Annotated in this window: 6 protein-coding genes; all 6 read left to right on the top strand. The window is 68.1% G+C overall.

The annotated features are described in order from the left end of the window. The first annotated feature begins 30 nt into the window (after positions 1–30). From pglW to OP18_RS38930, 6 genes are read left to right on the top strand one after another with little or no spacing between them, the layout of a single operon-like run. Entirely contained in the window at positions 31–4,170 is a 4,140-nt protein-coding gene (gene pglW, locus OP18_RS38955) for a BREX system serine/threonine kinase PglW (RefSeq protein ID WP_033364202.1), read from the top strand. Next, positions 4,167–7,682: a BREX-2 system adenine-specific DNA-methyltransferase PglX gene (gene pglX, locus OP18_RS38950; RefSeq protein WP_033364201.1), complete on the top strand. Its 3,516-nt coding sequence runs from the start codon at positions 4,167–4,169 to the stop codon at positions 7,680–7,682. Before pglW ends, pglX begins: the two co-directional genes overlap by 4 nt. Further along, positions 7,679–11,350 (top strand): BREX-2 system ATPase PglY family protein, encoded by a 3,672-nt coding sequence (locus tag OP18_RS38945; RefSeq protein ID WP_052387983.1) that lies wholly within the window; start codon positions 7,679–7,681, stop codon positions 11,348–11,350. Before pglX ends, OP18_RS38945 begins: the two co-directional genes overlap by 4 nt. Continuing rightward, positions 11,347–14,046, top strand: a complete 2,700-nt coding sequence (gene pglZ, locus OP18_RS38940; RefSeq protein ID WP_245635676.1) for a BREX-2 system phosphatase PglZ — start codon at positions 11,347–11,349, stop codon at positions 14,044–14,046. The genes OP18_RS38945 and pglZ overlap by 4 nt, the downstream gene beginning before the upstream one ends. Then, the gene (gene brxD / locus OP18_RS38935; RefSeq protein ID WP_033364199.1) at positions 14,043–15,344 is read left to right on the top strand and encodes a BREX system ATP-binding protein BrxD; all 1,302 of its coding nucleotides are present in this window, start codon (positions 14,043–14,045) and stop codon (positions 15,342–15,344) included. The genes pglZ and brxD overlap by 4 nt, the downstream gene beginning before the upstream one ends. Next, complete coding sequence (locus tag OP18_RS38930) at positions 15,341–17,458, top strand: DEAD/DEAH box helicase (RefSeq protein WP_033364198.1); 2,118 nt, start codon at positions 15,341–15,343, stop codon at positions 17,456–17,458. The genes brxD and OP18_RS38930 overlap by 4 nt, the downstream gene beginning before the upstream one ends. Positions 17,459–17,562 lie beyond the last annotated feature (104 nt).

The following is a 17,562-nucleotide window of genomic DNA, read 5'->3' as shown; positions in this document are numbered from 1 at the left end:
TCGTGACTGTAACCAGGCAGGAGGCCGACCGTGCGTGAGAATTCACCGCGTTGGGAGCAGATCAACCCCAGCGCGTACACGCACGAGCAGGACGGCCTGCGGATCCTCGGTTCCTATCTACCGGACGCCGACCCGTACCACGTCTGGGCGAACGTCGAGTTCGTCGGCACTGACGGATCGATCAACGAGGTCGACGCGCTGGTGCTGGTCCCGAGCGGCCTGTACGTCCTAGAACTCAAGCACTGGCAGGGCGAACTGTCCGGCAGCGGCACGCAGTGGGTCCGCCGAATGCCGAATGGCCGGCTCATGCCGGAGGACAACCCGTACATCCTGGCGAACCGCAAGGCCAAGCGCCTCGCCGGCCTGATCCGCCACTACGCGCGGCAGCAGGGCAAAGCTGACCAGACTCCATACGTCGGGGCGGCGGTCTTCCTGCACGCGGTCGCGCTGCAGGCGAGTCTTGACGAGATCGGCCGGCAGCACGTGTACGGCCTCGACCAGCATCCGTCCGGCCTCGACAGCCTCAAGGACCTTCTGCTCGCCCGCCCTCGCAACCCCGACCACCTTGTCGACCCCGACCGGGGGCGGCAGATCGTCGAGCTGGTCAGGGGCGCGAAGATCCGCCCGTCGGTCGCCGACCGCAAGGTGGGTCAGCTGCTGCTGCACCCGAAGCCGTTCGCCGAAGGCATCGGCTGGCAGGACTTCCTCGCGGGGCACGCGCTCGACACGCAACTGGTACGCCGGGTCCGCTTCTACCTGACCAGCAGGGCCGCCGACGACGAGATCCCGGTCATCCGGCGGGGTGCCGAGCGGGAGTTCCGTCTCTTGCAGGGCATCCACCACCCGGGCATCGCCCGGGCCACCGACCTCGTGGACCACCCGTTCGGTCCGGCGGTCGTTTTCGACCACGACAAGAGCTCCATCCGGTTCGACCAGTGGCTGACCGAACACAACGGACGGCTCCGGCTCGCCCAGCGGCTCCGGCTTGTCCAGGACCTTGCGGAGATCATCGACTACGCGCACTCCCGCCGCCTGGCGCACCGGGCGCTACACCCACGGGCCGTGTTCGTCTCCAACCCGGAGGGCCCCAGCCGTTCACTCGTTGTGACCGACTGGCAGACCGGCGGCAGGCTGGCCGGCGCAACCCAGCTCACCCGGCTCAGCTCGTCCACCGACGGCGCCGGGCTTGAGCTGTTCTTCGACGACGAGGTACGCCGCTACCAGGCACCCGAGGCAGCCATCAGCTCAGCCATCCCAGGCAGCCAACTGGACGTCTTCTCGCTGGGCACGATCGCGTACCGGATCTTCGCCGACGTCGAGCCGGCAGCCACCGCCGAGGATCTCGTCGCGGCGGTCCACGACAGTGGACTCGACCTGTCCGCAGCCGCCGACGGCATGCCCGAGAGTCTGGTGCAGCTCGTCTACGACGCGACCCGCGGTGACCCGGCCCAGCGGCTGCCAGATGTCACCGCATTCCGCGCGGGGTTGGAGCGGGTGTGGGAGGCGATGACCGCACCCGAGCCTGAACCCGTCGTCGACCCACTCGGGGCGCACAAAGGTGACGTCCTTGACGGCGATTTGACGGTGGTCCGGCGGCTCGGCACCGGCGCGACCGCGCTGGCGCTGCTGGTCACCGAGCGCACCCCTGAAGGACAGCGGGAACTGGTGCTCAAGGTCGCCCGCGACGAGCAGCACGCCGAGCGCCTCGCGACCGAGGCTGAGACACTGGAGAAGCTGAAGCACTGGCAGGTCGTGTCGCTGGTGAAGGGACCAGTCAACGTCGGCGGTCGTACCGCGCTGCTGATGGAGAGCGCCGGCGCCCGTACCTTGGCGCAGGAGCTCGAAGGCAACCGTCGCCTGGCACTGGACCTGCTGGAACGGTACGGCCGGGACTTGCTCGACATCGTCGTCTTCCTCGAAGGCCAAGGCATCTGGCACCGCGACATCAAGCCGGCCAACCTGGCTGCGCGGCCGCGGCCGAAGGACAAGCAGCCGCACCTGTGCATCTTCGACTTCTCCCTCGCCAACGCCGCCGCCGACCAGATCCGCGCCGGCACCCCGCCCTACCTCGATCCGTTCCTCGGCCCGCCCCGCCGGATGCGGTACGACGCAGCGGCGGAACGGTTCTCAGCCGCCGTCACGCTGTACGAGATGGCGACCGGCCAACTGCCACGCTGGGGCGACAACGCCAACCCCGCCGCGATCACCGACGAGGTCAGCCTCGACCCGGCATCGTTTGACCCGGCGGTCGCCGATCGGCTCTCCGGTTTCTTCGCCAAGGCGCTCGCCCGCGATGCCGCCCGCAGGTTCGACACCGCCGAGGACATGTCGGACGCCTGGCGGATCATCTTCAAGGAGATCCCGAAGTCGATACCGGGACCGGTGCCCATCGGCCCTAGCGCAACGGCACTCACGCCAGAGTCGCTGCTCGACGTGACCGGCCTGACCGCCCGTGCCCGGTCAGCGCTGGAGCGATTGGGTGTCCACACGATCGGGGAGTTGCTCGCCTACGAGCCCTCGGCGCTCACCCGTGCACAGGGCGTCCCGGACGCGACCCGCAAAGAGATCCTCGCGCAGGTCCGCGCACTGCAGGGACAGGTCACGGTGCCGGTTGCCGCGCCCGCCGACGACAAGCCGATCGCCCACGGCGTCGAGGCCGTCAGCGCCACCTTGCTGCCGAAGGCCACCACCCGCAACGCGAAAGAACGGCACATTCTGGAGGTACTGCTAGGGCAGGCGCCGACCGAGGACGGTACATTCCTGCGCTGGCCAGCCCAGGCCGAAGCGGCCCGGGCGACCGGGCAGTCCCAGCCGCAGATCTCCGTTCTGCTCCGCAAACATGCGAAGCTGTGGCTCGACAACCGGGCCTTGGAGCAGGTACGCGACGAAATCGTGACCTTGCTCGACGCCCGCGGCGGCGTCATGTCCGCCGAGGAACTCGCCGACGCGCTGATGGCAGCCCGCGGCTCGTACACCGCCGAGCCGAAACGTATGCCGCAGGCGATCGGGCTGGCTCGCGCCGCCGTCGAGGCCGAACTGACCCGCGGCGGCGATGCCCGCCTCGCCATCCAGCGCTTCCGGGGCAGCGACTCGGTCCTCGTCGGCCGCGAGCCGGACGACCCGAGCGCGACCACCACCGCATCCGAGCTGCTGGCCTATGCGGTACGGCTGGGTCGACGCGCCGCCGAACTCGCCGCACTGGACCCGCTGCCGACGCGCCAGCGTGCACTGGAGGAACTGCGCACCATTCCGGTGCCGGACGGTACCGCGGCGATTCCCGAGGCCCGGTTGCTGCAACTCGCCGCCGCTGCCAGCAACGGTGCCGCGGACGTCAACACGGTCGGGCAACTCTACCCGGTGGACATGCCGGCCGAGCGCGCCCTGAGGCTCGCCGCGCCGAGCCTCGTGGGCCAGACCCTGGGCCACGAGCGGCTGCAGGACCGGGTCCGTGCCAGGTTCCCGCGGGCCCGTCCGCTGCCACGCCGGCTGGACGAGGACACCCTCAATGCCTGCGGGGTCCCGTTGACCTGGGATCCGGTGCGACAGGTGTACGCACCGCGCAGCGCTGGCGGCACCTTCAGCGCCACCCGAGCCGGTACGTTCCTCGCGGCACCGCTGACCGGCCCCCGCGACGACGCCGAGGTCGACACCAGACTCGCAGCGGCCCTGAAAGGCCACGGCTTCCTCGCCCTGCTGGCCCCGTTGAAGCGGCTAACTCCCGCTCGGCGTGCCTTGCTGACCCGGCTGCACCTCACCGAGTTGGACGTCACTGCTGTACTGCTCGACGAACTGCGTCGGCTGAACTTCGGCTGGGAGGCCGTCGTTGCGGCAGACACCGGCGACCCCGCCGACGTCGATTTCCGCACCCTGGTCGACCTGGTCAAGCACCACGTCGTACCGGAAATCGAGAAGGCCCTCACCGCCGACCAGCCGCTGCTGATCACGGAGGCGGCACCGCTCGCCCGCTACGGTCAGCTCCGGGTGCTGCAGGAACTGGCTGACCTGAGCCGCCCTCGGCCGGCCGCCCGGCTGCTGCTGGTGCCCGCCCGCCGACTCGAACCCGCCATGCTCGACACCGCGCAACTGCCGCTGACCTCACCGGCCAGCCAGTCCCTCTGGCTGCCGGAATCTTGGATCACCCCCACCGCCGAGAGGACCACGAACCGATGATCGAACTGAAGCCGCTGCAGGCCCAGGTCAAACTCCTGGTGGACGACCTGCGCGGCCAGGTGGCGTCGGACAGCGACCTGCACTCGCGGCTGAGCAAGGAGCACAGCGAGGCGAAGGGCGCGAAGCGGACCGGCGGCACCTTCGAAACCTGGCTGGAGGACGTCCTCGACCAGGCCGCCGTCGCCTGGGTGCTCGGCTGCGTCTTTGTCCGCTTCTGCGAGGACAACAAGCTTGTAGACGGCCTCTGGCTCGGCGGCTCGGAGCCGCATGCCGCTGCTGGGCAAGCGGTCGAGCAGCGGCAGGCGTACCTCATCCAGCACCCGACACATAACGACCGGCACTGGTTGCGCGAGGCGTTCAAGCACCTGAGGGCACTGCGCGCTACCGTCCAGATCTTCGACGAGCACAACCCGGTATGGCGCTTCGACATCTCCGGTCAGGCCGCGGAGAACCTGTCCGAGTTCTTCCGCCGCGGTCCGGGTCTTGTGTCGCTTCGCAGCGACGAGCTGGACACCCGGTTTCTCGGCGACCTCTACCAGGACCTGTCAGCGCACGCGAAGGCGACGTACGCGCTGCTGCAGACGCCGCTGTTCGTGGAGGAGTTCATCCTCGACCGCACATTCGAGCCCGCAGTCAAGGAGTTCGGTCTGGCCGAGACGAAGGTGATCGACCCGACCTGCGGCTCCGGCCACTTCCTCCTCGGCGCCTTCGCGCGGCTGCTGCGCAAATGGCAGGAACGCGAGCCGGCAACACCGGTGGAGACCCTGGTGGAGCGGGTGCTGGCGCAGGTGACCGGCGTGGACCTCAACCCGTTCGCCGTCGCCATCGCCCGGTTCAGGCTCGTCGTGGCCGCGTTGCAGGCGACCGGCCGGCGCAACCTTGCCACTGCGTATCCGGTCCGGGTCGCGGCCGGCGACTCGCTGTTGATGTGGGGCAACTGGTCAACTCATCAGGGTGAGTTTCAGGTTGGTCAAGCAAAGAATGACACGTTCGCGTACTTCAGCGAAGACGCCGACCTGCTGGCTGAGTATCTGGTTCCTGGGCAGTATACGGTGGTGGTAGGTAACCCGCCCTACATCACGGTCAAGGATAAGGCGCTTAACGAGCGTTATCGCAGCATGTACTCGACATGCTCCGGCAAGTACGCGTTAACCGTCCCGTTCGCACAACGCTTCTTTGAACTAGCCAAGCGTGGCGACAACCACGGGGACGGTGCCGGCTATGTCGGGCAGATCACCTCGAATTCGTTCATGAAGCGCGAGTTCGGTAAAAACCTAATCAACGACCTTTTTGCCGGAAAGGTCGACCTGACGGAGGTCATCGACGGGTCTGGCGCCTTCATCCCCGGACACGGCACTCCGACGGTAATCCTGGTAGGCCGGAACCGTCTAGCCAGCCGGCGTTACAGCGGCCGTATTCGCACCGTGCTGGGCGTCCGCGGCGAGCCTAGTCAACCCGCCGATCCAGCGAAAGGGCTGGTCTGGACAGCCATCGAACGCCAGATTGACAATCCGGGCAGTGAATCGGAATGGATCAGCGTTGTCGAGCTCCACCGTGAGCAACTGTCAAAGCACCCTTGGAGTCTCACCGGCGGCGGTGCCGGGAATCTACAGAACGCGGTTGATCAAGCGGGTCATCAAAAGCTTGCCGATCTAGCGACCTCTATCGGCATTACCTGCTTCACGCTCGAAGATGACCTCTATGTACAGCCGGCGGCCACTTTTTCCCGCTCGCGGGTGCCAAAAGAGTTTATTCGTCCCATGGCCCTCGGCGATGGGCTGCGCGACTGGAACCTAGCGACTCCGGACCATGCGGTATTCCCTTACGACGAGAATTTTACGCCCATCGACGTCGAGCTGCAGAATTGCGTGCTCCGATTCATGTGGCGGGCTCGGACTTCCGTCGCGAACAGTCGGATGTTCGGCCAGCAAACTAAAGTTGATTCCGGATTGCGATGGAGTGAATACGGTCGATTGACGCCGGGCAAACTTCGGACACCACTGTCGATTAGCTTTGCCTTTGTAGCGACGCATAATCAGTTTGTACTGGATCGAGGGGGGAAGGTATTTAATCGATCCGCTCCGGTAATCAAGTTGCCGGAGGGGCTAGGTGAGGATGCTCACCTGGAACTGCTCGGTGTACTGAACAGTTCAACCGCCTGCTTCTGGCTAAAGCAGGTTTGTCATGACAAGGGAAGCCAGTCAGGCACCGGTGGATTTATGCATGATGAGTGGGAACGGTTCTACGAATTCACCGGCACGAAACTGCTGGAGTTCCCCCTCCCTGTCGCCTATCCGTTGACGTTGAGCCGGAAATTGGATGGTTTGGCACAAAGACTAATGGCGGCAAGTCCCGCTGCCATAGCTGCCGCGGGTGCGCCGACCCGGCAGCGACTCGACGTCGCTCGGACCGATTGGTCCTCATTGCGGGCACAGATGATCGCGCTACAGGAGGAGTTGGACTGGCAAGTTTACAACCTCTATGGCGTAATCGACGAGGACTTGTCTATGATCGATGCCCCCCCGCTGGCGTTAGGGGAGCGAGCGTTCGAGATCGTCCTTGCTCGGAAGGTGGCCGCTAAGCAGGCGGAGACCGTGTGGTTCGCGCGGCATGCCTCGACGCCGATCACTGAGCTTCCGGCGCACTGGTCGCCGGAGTACCGGGCACTCGTCGAACGCCGAATTGCCGTAATCGAGTCTGATCGCAATATCGGCCTAATCGAGCGTCCCGAGTGCAAGCGCCGCTGGGCGACCAGGGGCTGGGACGCGATGCAAACGGATGCATTGCGCGACTGGCTGCTCGACCGGCTAGAAGCCTCTGACCTATGGTCCGGCGCCCCGAAGCCGCAGTCGGTGGCACAGCTCGCTGACCGCCTTCGTCACGACGACGACTTTCGGTCCGTACTGGACCTGTGGGTGGGTTCGGACGCCCACGATCTAGTCAAAACCATCGGTAAGCTCGTCGCCGACGAGCATGTGCCGTTCCTGCCTATCGACCGCTACAAGCCTGCCGGACGACGCAAACGCATTCAGTGGGAACGCACGTGGGCGCTGCAGAGACGCGAAGATGCCGGCGAGACGATCAAGGACATACCGGTACCGCCGAAGTATGCCACCGCAGACTTTCTCAAATTCTCCTACTGGGCCAACCGTGGGAAGCTCGACGTCCCAAAGGAACGCTTCATCTCGTATCCCCGGACCGCGCTTTCTGGCGATGTTGGAGAACTGCTCGGTTGGGCGGGTTGGGACCACCTGCAACAGGCTCAAGCACTCGCCGCGCTGTACCTCGACCGCAAGACTCAGGCCAGTTGGTCCGAGGATCGGCTGCTGCCCATCCTCGCCGGTATTGCCGAACTCGAGCCGTGGCTGCATCAGTGGTACACCGAACCCCGCCCCGGCTACCCGGGCACGCCGGCGGAGTTCTTCTCCGGTTTGATCGACACCGAGCTCAATGCGCTCGGGGCTGACCGGGCGGCCCTCACCAAGCTGCGTGGCCTTGAGGAGTTGTCATGACGTTGCTGCGGGACCTCATCGACATTCCCACGTCCGTCGGGGACGCGGACTTCGTGGTCCGTGCTTCTGAAGGGGCGGACCTTCGCCGGTACGTCGTGACGGACGATCTGCGGCGCAACTTCGACGAGGCGTTGTCGATGGTCGGGCACGCGATCACGTCGGGCCGGTCGCAGGCGAAGTTCTTGCACGGTTCGTTCGGCTCCGGCAAGTCGCACTTCATGGCTGTCCTGCGGGAGATCTTGCAGCACAACCCGGAGGCGCGGGCAGTGCGTGGGCTGGCCGAGCCGGTTTCCAAAGCGGACGACAAATGGCTGCGCGGTAAGAAGATCCTCAACCTGACGTTCCACATGCTCGACGCGCAGTCGGTGGAGCAGGCGGTGCTGGAGGGATACCTGCGGCAGGTCACCGCACTGCACCCGGAGGCGCCGGCGCCGGCGGTTCACCTGTCCGACTCGCTGCTGGTCGATGCGGCGCGGCTGCGTGAGGATCTCGGTGACGAGCGGTTCTTCGCCCGGCTGGGTGGTTCGGGACTCACCCCGGCCACCGGCGGCGGCAGCCTGACGGCGCAGGTCGCTCAGCGGGAGGGTTGGACGGCGCAGACGTACGAGGCCGCCGCCGCGCAGCCACCGGGCACCGCCGAGCGGGACAAGCTGGTCAGCGCGTTGACCGCGACGTTCTTCACGGGTGCAGTGCGCAGCGGCCGTTACCTGGATCTCGACACCGGGCTGGCGGTGATCACACGGCATGCCAAGGGTCTCGGGTACGACGGGATGGTCTTCTTCCTCGACGAGATGATCCTTTGGCTGTCGACGAAGATCGCGGATCACACGTTCGTGCAGACCGAGGGCGCCAAGCTCAACAAGCTCGTGGAGTCCTCCGATGCGGCCCGGCCGTTGCCGATCGCGTCGTTCGTGGCCCGGCAGCGCAACCTGGAGGAGTTCCTTGGCCCGCAGGTCGGCGGCACCGAGCGGGAGGCCCTCGCGCACGTCATGCGCAGCGTGCAGGGCCGGCTCGGCAGCGACATCGTGCTCGCCGATACCAACCTGCCGGAGATCACCGAGAAGCGGCTGCTGAAGCCGAAGGACGAGGCCGCACGGCGCGCCATCGACCAGGCGTTCGACGCGGTCCGCGGGAACCGGGACGTGTGGGACACGCTGCTGCTCGGCGCGCAGTACGGCGACGCCGGAATCGGCTCGGACGCCGTCGCGTTCCGCAGCCTGTACCCGTTCTCGCCGGCGCTGGTAGCCACGCTGGTGGCGTTGTCGCAGGCGTTGCAGCGGCAGCGGACGGCGCTCAAGGTGATGACCGAGTTGCTGGTCGCCCGCCGGGACACGTTGCAGGTCAATGATCTCATCGGGGTGTCGGCGCTGTTCGACCCGCTCGTCCTGCACGGCGAGCTGCCCGACCGGCCGCAGCTCAAGCAGTTGTTCCAGTCGGCCCGCGATACGTATCTGCACAAACTGCGCCCGCTGCTGCGTGCCGCGCACGGCATCGAAGAGGAGCAGACCGCCACCCATGAGCTGTTCCTGCTCGACGATCGGCTGATCAAGACGCTCATGCTGGGTGCGCTGGTGCAGGAGGTGCCTGCGCTGCACAACCTCACCGCAGCGAAGCTGCACGCGCTGAACTTCGGGTCGATCGCCTCGCCGATCCCCGGGTACGAGAATCAAATCGTCCTGGACCGGCTGCGGCGCCTCAACAACGACGCGGGCGAGCTGCACCTCACCGAGGGCCCGGACCCGGTTGTGTCGATCAAGCTGTCGTCGGTCGACTACGACAAGCTGCTCGACCTGGTCCGGGAAAACGAGACCGCCTTTGGCGTGCTGCAGCAGATGGTCCGAGAGCTGATCGGCGAGGAGTTCGGCCTGGCCAGCGCCGACGGGACGCTCGGCGAGTTGCAGCATCCCCGCGATTGGCGCGGGCGGCGGCACTACGTCCAGGTGCGGTTCGGCAACGTCCGCGATAAGGACACGATGCCGGAGTCGGCGCTGACCGCGTCCGGTGAGACGTGGCGTTTGGTGATCGACTATCCGTTCGACCCGGGGCATCGGCGCAACGAGGACTTCGCCCGGATCGAAACGTTGCCGCGTGGGTCGCGGACTGTGTTCTGGATGCCGCGCTTCCTCACCGACGAGGTCATGGGCCGGGTACGGCAGCTGGCGAAGGTCAACTACCTGCTCGGCAACACCGGCAGCGGTGATCGGTTGCAGCACCTCGCCGCGGACTGGTCGCTCGCCGACCGGCAGCAGGGCAAGATCTACCTCCAGCAGCGCCAGCAGCAGCTCCGTGCAACCCTGCTGAACACCTTGAAGCAGGCGTACGGCGTCGCGAAGGCCCAACCGTCCGACGTGGAGGACGACAGCATCGGTGTGCTGCACACCCTCGCAGACGGGCTGCACATCGGCGACCCGCGGGGTGGCACGCTCAAGGCCGCGTTCGAAAACCTGACCGGTGAGCTGCTCGCCTGGGCCTACCCGGGCCGGCCCGCACTGCCGGACGACGAGAAACCAGTCACGCGCAGCGAGCTGGGCAAGGTCCTTAAGTACGCGAAGTTGGCATCCGCTGACCCGACCAAGGGCGCCGTGGTCGAGCAGCTGGACCGCAAGACGATCCAGCGAGTCTGCAACCAGCTTCGGCTCGGTGAGCTGATCGACCACCGGTACGTGCTGACCACGAGCACCTGCTGGTGGAGTCAGCACTTGCTGCAGGGTGCCGCCCAGCAGGGCTACAAGGAACACTTTCCGGTGCACGTCCTGCGTGACCTGCTCGACAAGCCGGACGCCCGGGGCTTCGACCGGGAGCTGCAGAACCTCATCATCGCCGTGTTCGCGCTCGACCAGCAGCTCGCCTGGTACCAGGGCAACGTCAAGGTGACGGTCGACAGCGTGCAGGTCAATATCGACCAGTACGAGCTGCGGCACCCGCCGATGCCCGACGAGGATGACTGGACCAGGGCGGTCGAACGTGGTGGTGCGTTGTTCGGCGAGCCGCTGCCGAAGTGGCGCAGCCCCGCGAACCTCGGTGATTTGGCCGATACGCTGCGCCGGGCCGCGCAGCAGCACACGAAGACGGCTGCGGATCTGGTGGCCGAACTGCACACCCGCGCAGCCACGCTCGGCCTGAACGAGCATGCGACGGCAGGCCGGCTGGCCACCGCGCGGCGGGTTGCGCGGCTCTTGGCCGGAGTGGCCGCCGAGCAGGACGACGTGGCGTTGGTTGAGTCGGTTGCCCGCGCGGATGTCGGTGACATCGACGACAAAACCGCATCGGCGGCGTTCAAGCAGGCGAGGTCGGTGCTTGCTGAGTTGCGGTCCACGCAGTGGCAGCTGCTTGACGCGATCTGTTCGATGGCCGCGACGAATTCAGAAGCAGAGAAGATCGTCGACGACTTGCGCACCGCCGCGAACCATGAGCAACTCGCGAAAGACCTTGTTCCTGCCCTGCAGGCAGCGGCGGGCCGAGCAGCCGCGCTGCTCGCTGGCGTTAAGGGCAAGATCGAGGACAAGAACAGCGAAGACGAAGACGATGACGACAAGAGCAAGAAGGGCGAGAAGGTCGTCGCGCCACGGATTGTAGCCAGCCTCGGTGAGCTGGCTGAGGTCGAACGGGAGATCCGTGTGGTGGTCGAGGGTGGCAGCCGGGTGCGAATTACTTGGGAGGTGCTGTGACGCCGGTACAGCCGGCGGCGATCCGGCGCAAGGTCGAAGCCTGGCTCGCCGAGCCGGACGGCGTCCCCGCCATCGCGCTGCGTGCCACCCCGCTGTGGACCGCGGACCCAGTGTTGTCGATCGACGGCACGGCGGTCCGAGTCGTCGCGTGTCCGACCCCGCTGGCCGCCCGCGCGGCACTGCGGGACCGTGCCGAGGATGAGCGGCTGGTGCTGCTCACCGAGCTGACTCCCGACGAACTAGGCGACGGCGTGCTCGCTCATTTGAGCCTGCAGACCGTGCGCAGCGTCGATCCGTGGGACCTAGTCCGCCAGATGTTCGGCGGCGTCAACCTCGACGCGCGGCTGGTCCGCGACGGCCGCTGGGCCGCCGAGGCGCTCACCGACCACCGGCCAGCACAGGGTTGGCCGGCACCGTCCGGCACCGTCCTCACCCGGGAACACGCACTGCGGTCCCTGGCCGGTGAGCTGCTCGGCCTGGACCCGAAACAGATCGACAGCGCCGGCCTGCTGCAGTGGAGCACGGACGCCCTGGCGGTGCAGCGGGTCGCGCATCTCCCCGCGGCGGTAGCCGACGGGCTCACGAATTTCCTCGTCGAGATCGCCGGGCTGTCCGCCGCGCCCGTCATGGCCGCGGTCCGTGCCGGTCACGGCGTTGACGCGATCCCCCTGGGCCTGCTGACCGGCGCGCTATGGGCGCCCGCGTTCAGCGCCGAGGTTCCGGTCCAGATCGCGGTGGCCCGGACGAGATTGGAGCCCTGGTTCGGCGGCGATCGGCTGAGCGATGCCTCCGCCGCGGCGTTCCGGGCGGCGGCCGAGGCGTGGCTGGACCGCGCGGTCGATGCCGGGCACCTCGATGAGGACGCGAGGCCGATGCTGCGCCGGGCGGAGGCCATCGCCGCCGAGATCGATGCCATGCCGCTGCTCGCGGAGAGCGCCGTCCTGCCGACCGGCTTCACGCAGCGGATGCGTACCTTTGCCGACGCCCTGCGGCTTGCCGTACCGGCCGGCGGACAGGCAGACCCGGCCGCGGTCGTGAAGGCGCAGCAGTTGCTGGCTAGGTCTGAGGAGCACCGTGCCGCGGATCCCGCGGTCCTGGAGACGGCGCGGATGGCCGTACGACTCCTGCGGTGGCTCGCCGAACCGGACCCCGGCGCTCCGGCGACCCTGGCCGATGCGTTGCACCGGCAGGTCCGCGAGGACGGCTGGGTTGACCGGGCCCGACTTGACATCTTCGCCGGAGACGTCGACCCGCAGCTCGCCGAGGCGTACCAACTGCTCCATCAGGCCGTCCAGGTCCGCCGGTCCCGGCACGACGACCAGTTCGCCGGCCACCTCGCCCACGCGACGTCGGCCGAGTCGCCCCCGGGCGCCATGCTGCGCGTCGAGGACGTGCTTGACCGTGTGGTGCAGCCGATCCTGGACCACGGCCAGCGGGTGCTGCTCCTGGTGATGGACGGCATGAGCGTCGCGGCAGCGACCGAACTCGCCGAGTCAATCACGAGATCCGGTTCGTGGCTTGAACTGACGCCGGGCGGTGGTGCCCGGACCGGTGTGCTCGCCGCACTGCCGACCGTGACCGAGGTCAGCCGGTGCAGCCTGCTCAGCGGCCGGATCGCGGTGGGGCAGCAGGCGGAGGAGCGCAAGGCGTTCGAGGTGCGGTACCCGTCCGGTGTCCTGCTCCATAAAGGCAACCTCCGCGCCGGTGCGGGGGCCGCGTTCGCACCGGACGTCATCGCCGCGCTGCAGTCGCCGGAGCGGCAGCTGGTCGCCGCTGTCGTCAACACCATCGACGACGCCCTTGACCGCAGCGACCCGGGGACGATCATCTGGGGGCAGGAGACCATCCGCGCCGTCCGGGACCTGCTCGCACTGGCCCAGGACCGCGTGGTCGTGGTTGTCTCCGACCACGGCCACGTCGTCGACCGGGGCCCTGAAGCAGTGTCAATGCCCAGTCCGAGCAGCGAAAACCGGTGGCGGCCCGCCACGACGCCGGCCGGTGACGGCGAGCGACTGTTCAAGGGCAGCCGGGTCGCGAAAGCCGGCGGCACCGTCATCCTGCCCTGGCGGGAGGAGCTTCGGTACGGCCCCCGGAAAGCTGGCTACCACGGTGGCGCGTCACCCGCCGAGGCGGTGATCCCGTTGCTGGTGTTCAGCGCCGGCAACGACCAGGCAGTGCCCGGCTGGTCCGGCGCCCCAGTCGCCAGTCCCGAATGGTGGCGCGAGTCGCTGCAACAGTCCGGTGCCGCCGCCCAGCCCTCACGCCCGGCCAAACGCAACGGCTCACGCCGTACGTCGCCGGCGCCGCAGTTCGAAGGCGCGCTGTTCGAGGTGGTCGAGCTGCCGGCCCAGCCACCTGCCGCACCTGCGGCACTGGCCCCTCAGTCTCCGGCGCTCGTCGAGGCGCTGCTGGCCAGTGAGGTGTACGCGCAGCGCCGGGGCACCCGGGCGCCGCTGCCCGACGACCGGGTCCGGGCGATGCTCACAGCACTGCTCGCGAACAACGACCGGGTCGCGCGCGACACCCTCGCGGCCCTTGCCGGCATCCCCGAGCACCGGACCGGACCCACGATCACCGCGCTGCAGAAGCTCCTGCAGGTGGAGGGGTACCCGGTCCTGGAGATCGACGCCGACGGCCGGACCGTCGTGCTGAACCGGGCGCTGCTGATCGAGCAGTTCCACCTGGAGTCGTCGTGACGCCGGACATCTCGGCCCGGCGGCGGCGTGACGTCATCGACGCGCTCCGTCGCGGTGCCGTACCGATGAACGGCCTGGACGTTCTCGCGGTCGGACTGGACCGGTTCACTGCCGCGACCGACGACGACCTCGACCGGGTCACCGGCGGTGGCAGCGTCTTCAAAGCCGTCCGGGGCGAGTACGGCGCGGGCAAGACGTTCTTCACCCGCTGGCTCGCCGAACGGGCCAAGCGCCGCGGCCTTGCCGCCGCCGGGGTCCAGGTGTCGGAAACCGAGACGCCGCTGCACCGTATGGAGACCGTGTACCGGCGGCTCGTCGAGCGGCTCGGCACTGAACAGTTCGTGCCCAGCGCGATCCGGCCGATCCTCGACGGCTGGATCTTCACCCTTGAAGAGGACGTCCTCGGTGCCGGCCAGGTCACCGAAGACGACGCCGAGGCCCTCGACCGGGCCGTCGGCGACCTGATGGAACGCCGCCTGGCAGAGATCTCCCGCAGCGCACCCGGTTTCGCCGCCGCGCTGCGCGCCTACCGGACCACGGCCGCGGCTGGCGACCACGCGACCGCCGAGGGCCTCGCTGCCTGGATCGGTGGGCAGCCGCACGTTGCCGCCGCGGTCCGGCGGGTCGCCGGGGTCAAGGGCGACCTCGACCACTTCCAGGCGCTCAACTTCCTCCAAGGGCTGCTCACGGTCCTGCGCGACAGCGGCCACCCCGGGCTCCTGCTGGTCCTCGACGAGGTGGAAACCCTGCAGCGGGTCCGTTCCGACGCCCGGGACAAGGCACTCAACGCCCTGCGCCAACTCGTCGATGAGGTATACGCCGGACGCTTCCCCGGCCTGTACCTTGTCATCACCGGCACGCCCGCCTTCTTCGACGGGCCACAGGGCGTGCAGCGCCTCGCGCCGCTCGCGCAGCGACTGGCGACGGACTTCGGGCCGGACGCACGCTGGGACAACCCCCGCGCCGTCCAGGTCCGACTGCCCGGGTTCACCATCGACACGCTGACCGAACTGGGCATCAGGGTCCGCGACCTGTACGGCAGCAGCGAGGTCTCAGCGCGGGTCGACGACGCGTACATCGGTGAACTGGCCCGTGCCGTCACCGGCCGGCTCGGCGGGCAGGTCGGTGTGGCACCGCGGATCTACCTCAAGAAGCTCATCGCCGACGTCTTCGACCGGGTCGACCAGTTCTCCGACTTCGACCCCAGGCTGCACTACGGGCCGACGCTGCGCTCCGACGAGCTCACCGACGTCGAACGCAACGCCGCCTCGGCCGACGAGATCGACCTGCCGATGTGAGCACCGACGCCGGCCTCGACCCGATCGTGGTCCACCACATCGTCAACACCCTCGGATGGCGCGACCTCCGCCCGCTTCAACGGGCGGCGTCCGAGCCGCTCCTCGCCGGGCATGACGCGCTTCTGTTGGCCCCGACCGCCGGCGGCAAGACCGAAGCGGCGATGTTCCCCATCCTGTCCCGCATGGCCGCGGAGGACTGGTCCGGTACATCGGTGCTGTACCTGTGCCCGCTCAAAGCACTGCTGAACAACCTCCACCCCCGGCTGGAGCGCTACGCATCCTGGCTCGGCCGGCGCGTCGCGCTCTGGCACGGCGACGTCGGCGCGAGCCAGCGCCGCAATGTGCTCTGGCAGCGGCCGGACATCCTGCTCACCACCCCCGAGTCCCTCGAATCCATGCTGGTCAGCGTCAACGTCGACCACCGCCAGTTCTTCGCCGGGCTGCGCGCGGTCGTCGTGGACGAGGTACATGCCTTCGCCGGCGACGACCGCGGCTGGCATCTGCTGGCCGTACTGGAGCGGCTCACCACCGTCGTCGGCCGGCCCCTGCAGCGGGTCGGCCTCTCCGCCACCGTCGGCAACCCAGACCAGCTCCTGCACTGGCTCCAAGGACCATCAGCCGGCCAGCGACGGGCGACGGTCGTGGCACCCGACCTCACCTCGACACACACCCCCGCCCCCGGTCCGCCTCCGGGCGAGATCGAACTGGACTACGTCGGCTCCGTCGCCAACGCGGCAACCGTCATCGCCTCGCTGCACGCCGGCGAGAAACGGCTGGTGTTCTGCGAATCACGACAGACCGTTGAAGAACTCGGCGCGCTGCTACGGGGCAAGGGCGTGACGACGTTCCTCTCCCACGCGTCGCTGTCGGCCGACGAACGGCGCCGCGCCGAGCAGGCGTTCGCCGAGGCCCGCGACTGCGTCATCGTGTCGACCAGCACCCTCGAACTCGGCATCGACGTCGGCGATCTCGACCGGGTCATCCAGATCGAGAGCCCCGCCACGGTCGCGTCCTTCCTCCAGCGGCTCGGACGCACCGGCCGCCGCGCCGGCACGATGCGCAACTGCCTCTTCCTGACCACCCGCGGCGAATCGCTGCTGTCCGCAGCCGCCCTGCTGCACCTCTGGGGACAGCACTGGGTCGAGCCGATCACCGCACCGCCGGAACCCCGACACATCGTCGCGCAGCAGATCCTCGCCCTGTGCCTGCAGGAAGGCCGGATCGGCGACCAGACCTGGCCCCAGTGGTGGAACGGCCTGGACCCCTTCCGGGCCGGCGGCGACGTCATCGTGCGGCACCTGGTCGAGCACGGATACCTCAACCGCGACGGCGGCATGCTGTTCATCGGCCCCGAAGCGGAGAAACGATTCGGGCGCCGCCATTTCATGGACCTGACCGCTGTCTTCACCGGCCCGCCAGAGTTCACGGTGCTGACCGGCCGCACCGAGCTGGGCAGGGTCGACCCGAGCCTGCTGACCGAGGAGGTACCCGGAGAACGACGGCTCCTGCTCACCGGCCGCAGCTGGCGCGTTACATACGTCGACTGGCGCCGCCGGCGGTGCTTCGTCGAACCAGCCGACGGCGGCGGACGGGCCCGCTGGCTCAACCAGGGCTGGGCCGGGCAGAGCTACGAGCTGACCCGCGCCACGCGCGAAGTCCTGCTCGGCGCCGACCCACCGGTGAAACTGACCCGGCGCGCGACCGACCGGCTCGCCCAGGAACGCGACGAACTGAGCAGCCTGATCCACCCGGGCGGCAACACCATCGTCCGCGATGAGAAGGGCGACCTACGGTGGTGGACCTGGGCCGGCTTCCGGGCCAACGCAACCCTCGCGGCCACCCTCAGCGAGGTCACCGACCCCATGCACCGCTTCGACGACTACCGGATCCGGCTCCGCGAAGACCTGACGCCGTCTAAATGGCGCGAACTGACCGCTGACGCCTCCACCCGGCTGTGCCTACCGGAGCCCAACGATAAGGCCCTACGGGGCTTGAAGTTCAGCGAGGCGCTGCCACCTCGGCTGGCGACCGCGACGCTCGCCGCACGAATCGCCGACCTCTCAGGAGCCGCCGCGGTCCTAGCCGATCCGGTCCGATTCGTGTCAGCCGGGTAGGTACTCTATCCACAGATCGTGGGCGTGACTTGTAAATGGTTGCGACGAGTCCACCTAAGCAATAAGAGTCGGTTTCAATTACGATGCCGTACTCAATGCGTAGG

It is taken from the genome of Dactylosporangium aurantiacum, assembly GCF_000716715.1.
GTDB classification, from domain to species: domain Bacteria; phylum Actinomycetota; class Actinomycetes; order Mycobacteriales; family Micromonosporaceae; genus Dactylosporangium; species Dactylosporangium aurantiacum.
The sequence above is the reverse complement of the archived record's forward strand: the minus strand, read 5'-3'. Positions and strand labels throughout refer to the sequence as shown.

Excerpts from the sequence above, each read along its gene's own strand:
- pglX (WP_033364201.1), top strand. The coding sequence starts at position 4,167 with ATGATCGAACTGAAGCCGCTGCAGGCCCAGGTCAAACTCCTGGTGGAC.
- OP18_RS38945 (WP_052387983.1), top strand. The coding sequence starts at position 7,679 with ATGACGTTGCTGCGGGACCTCATCGACATTCCCACGTCCGTCGGGGAC.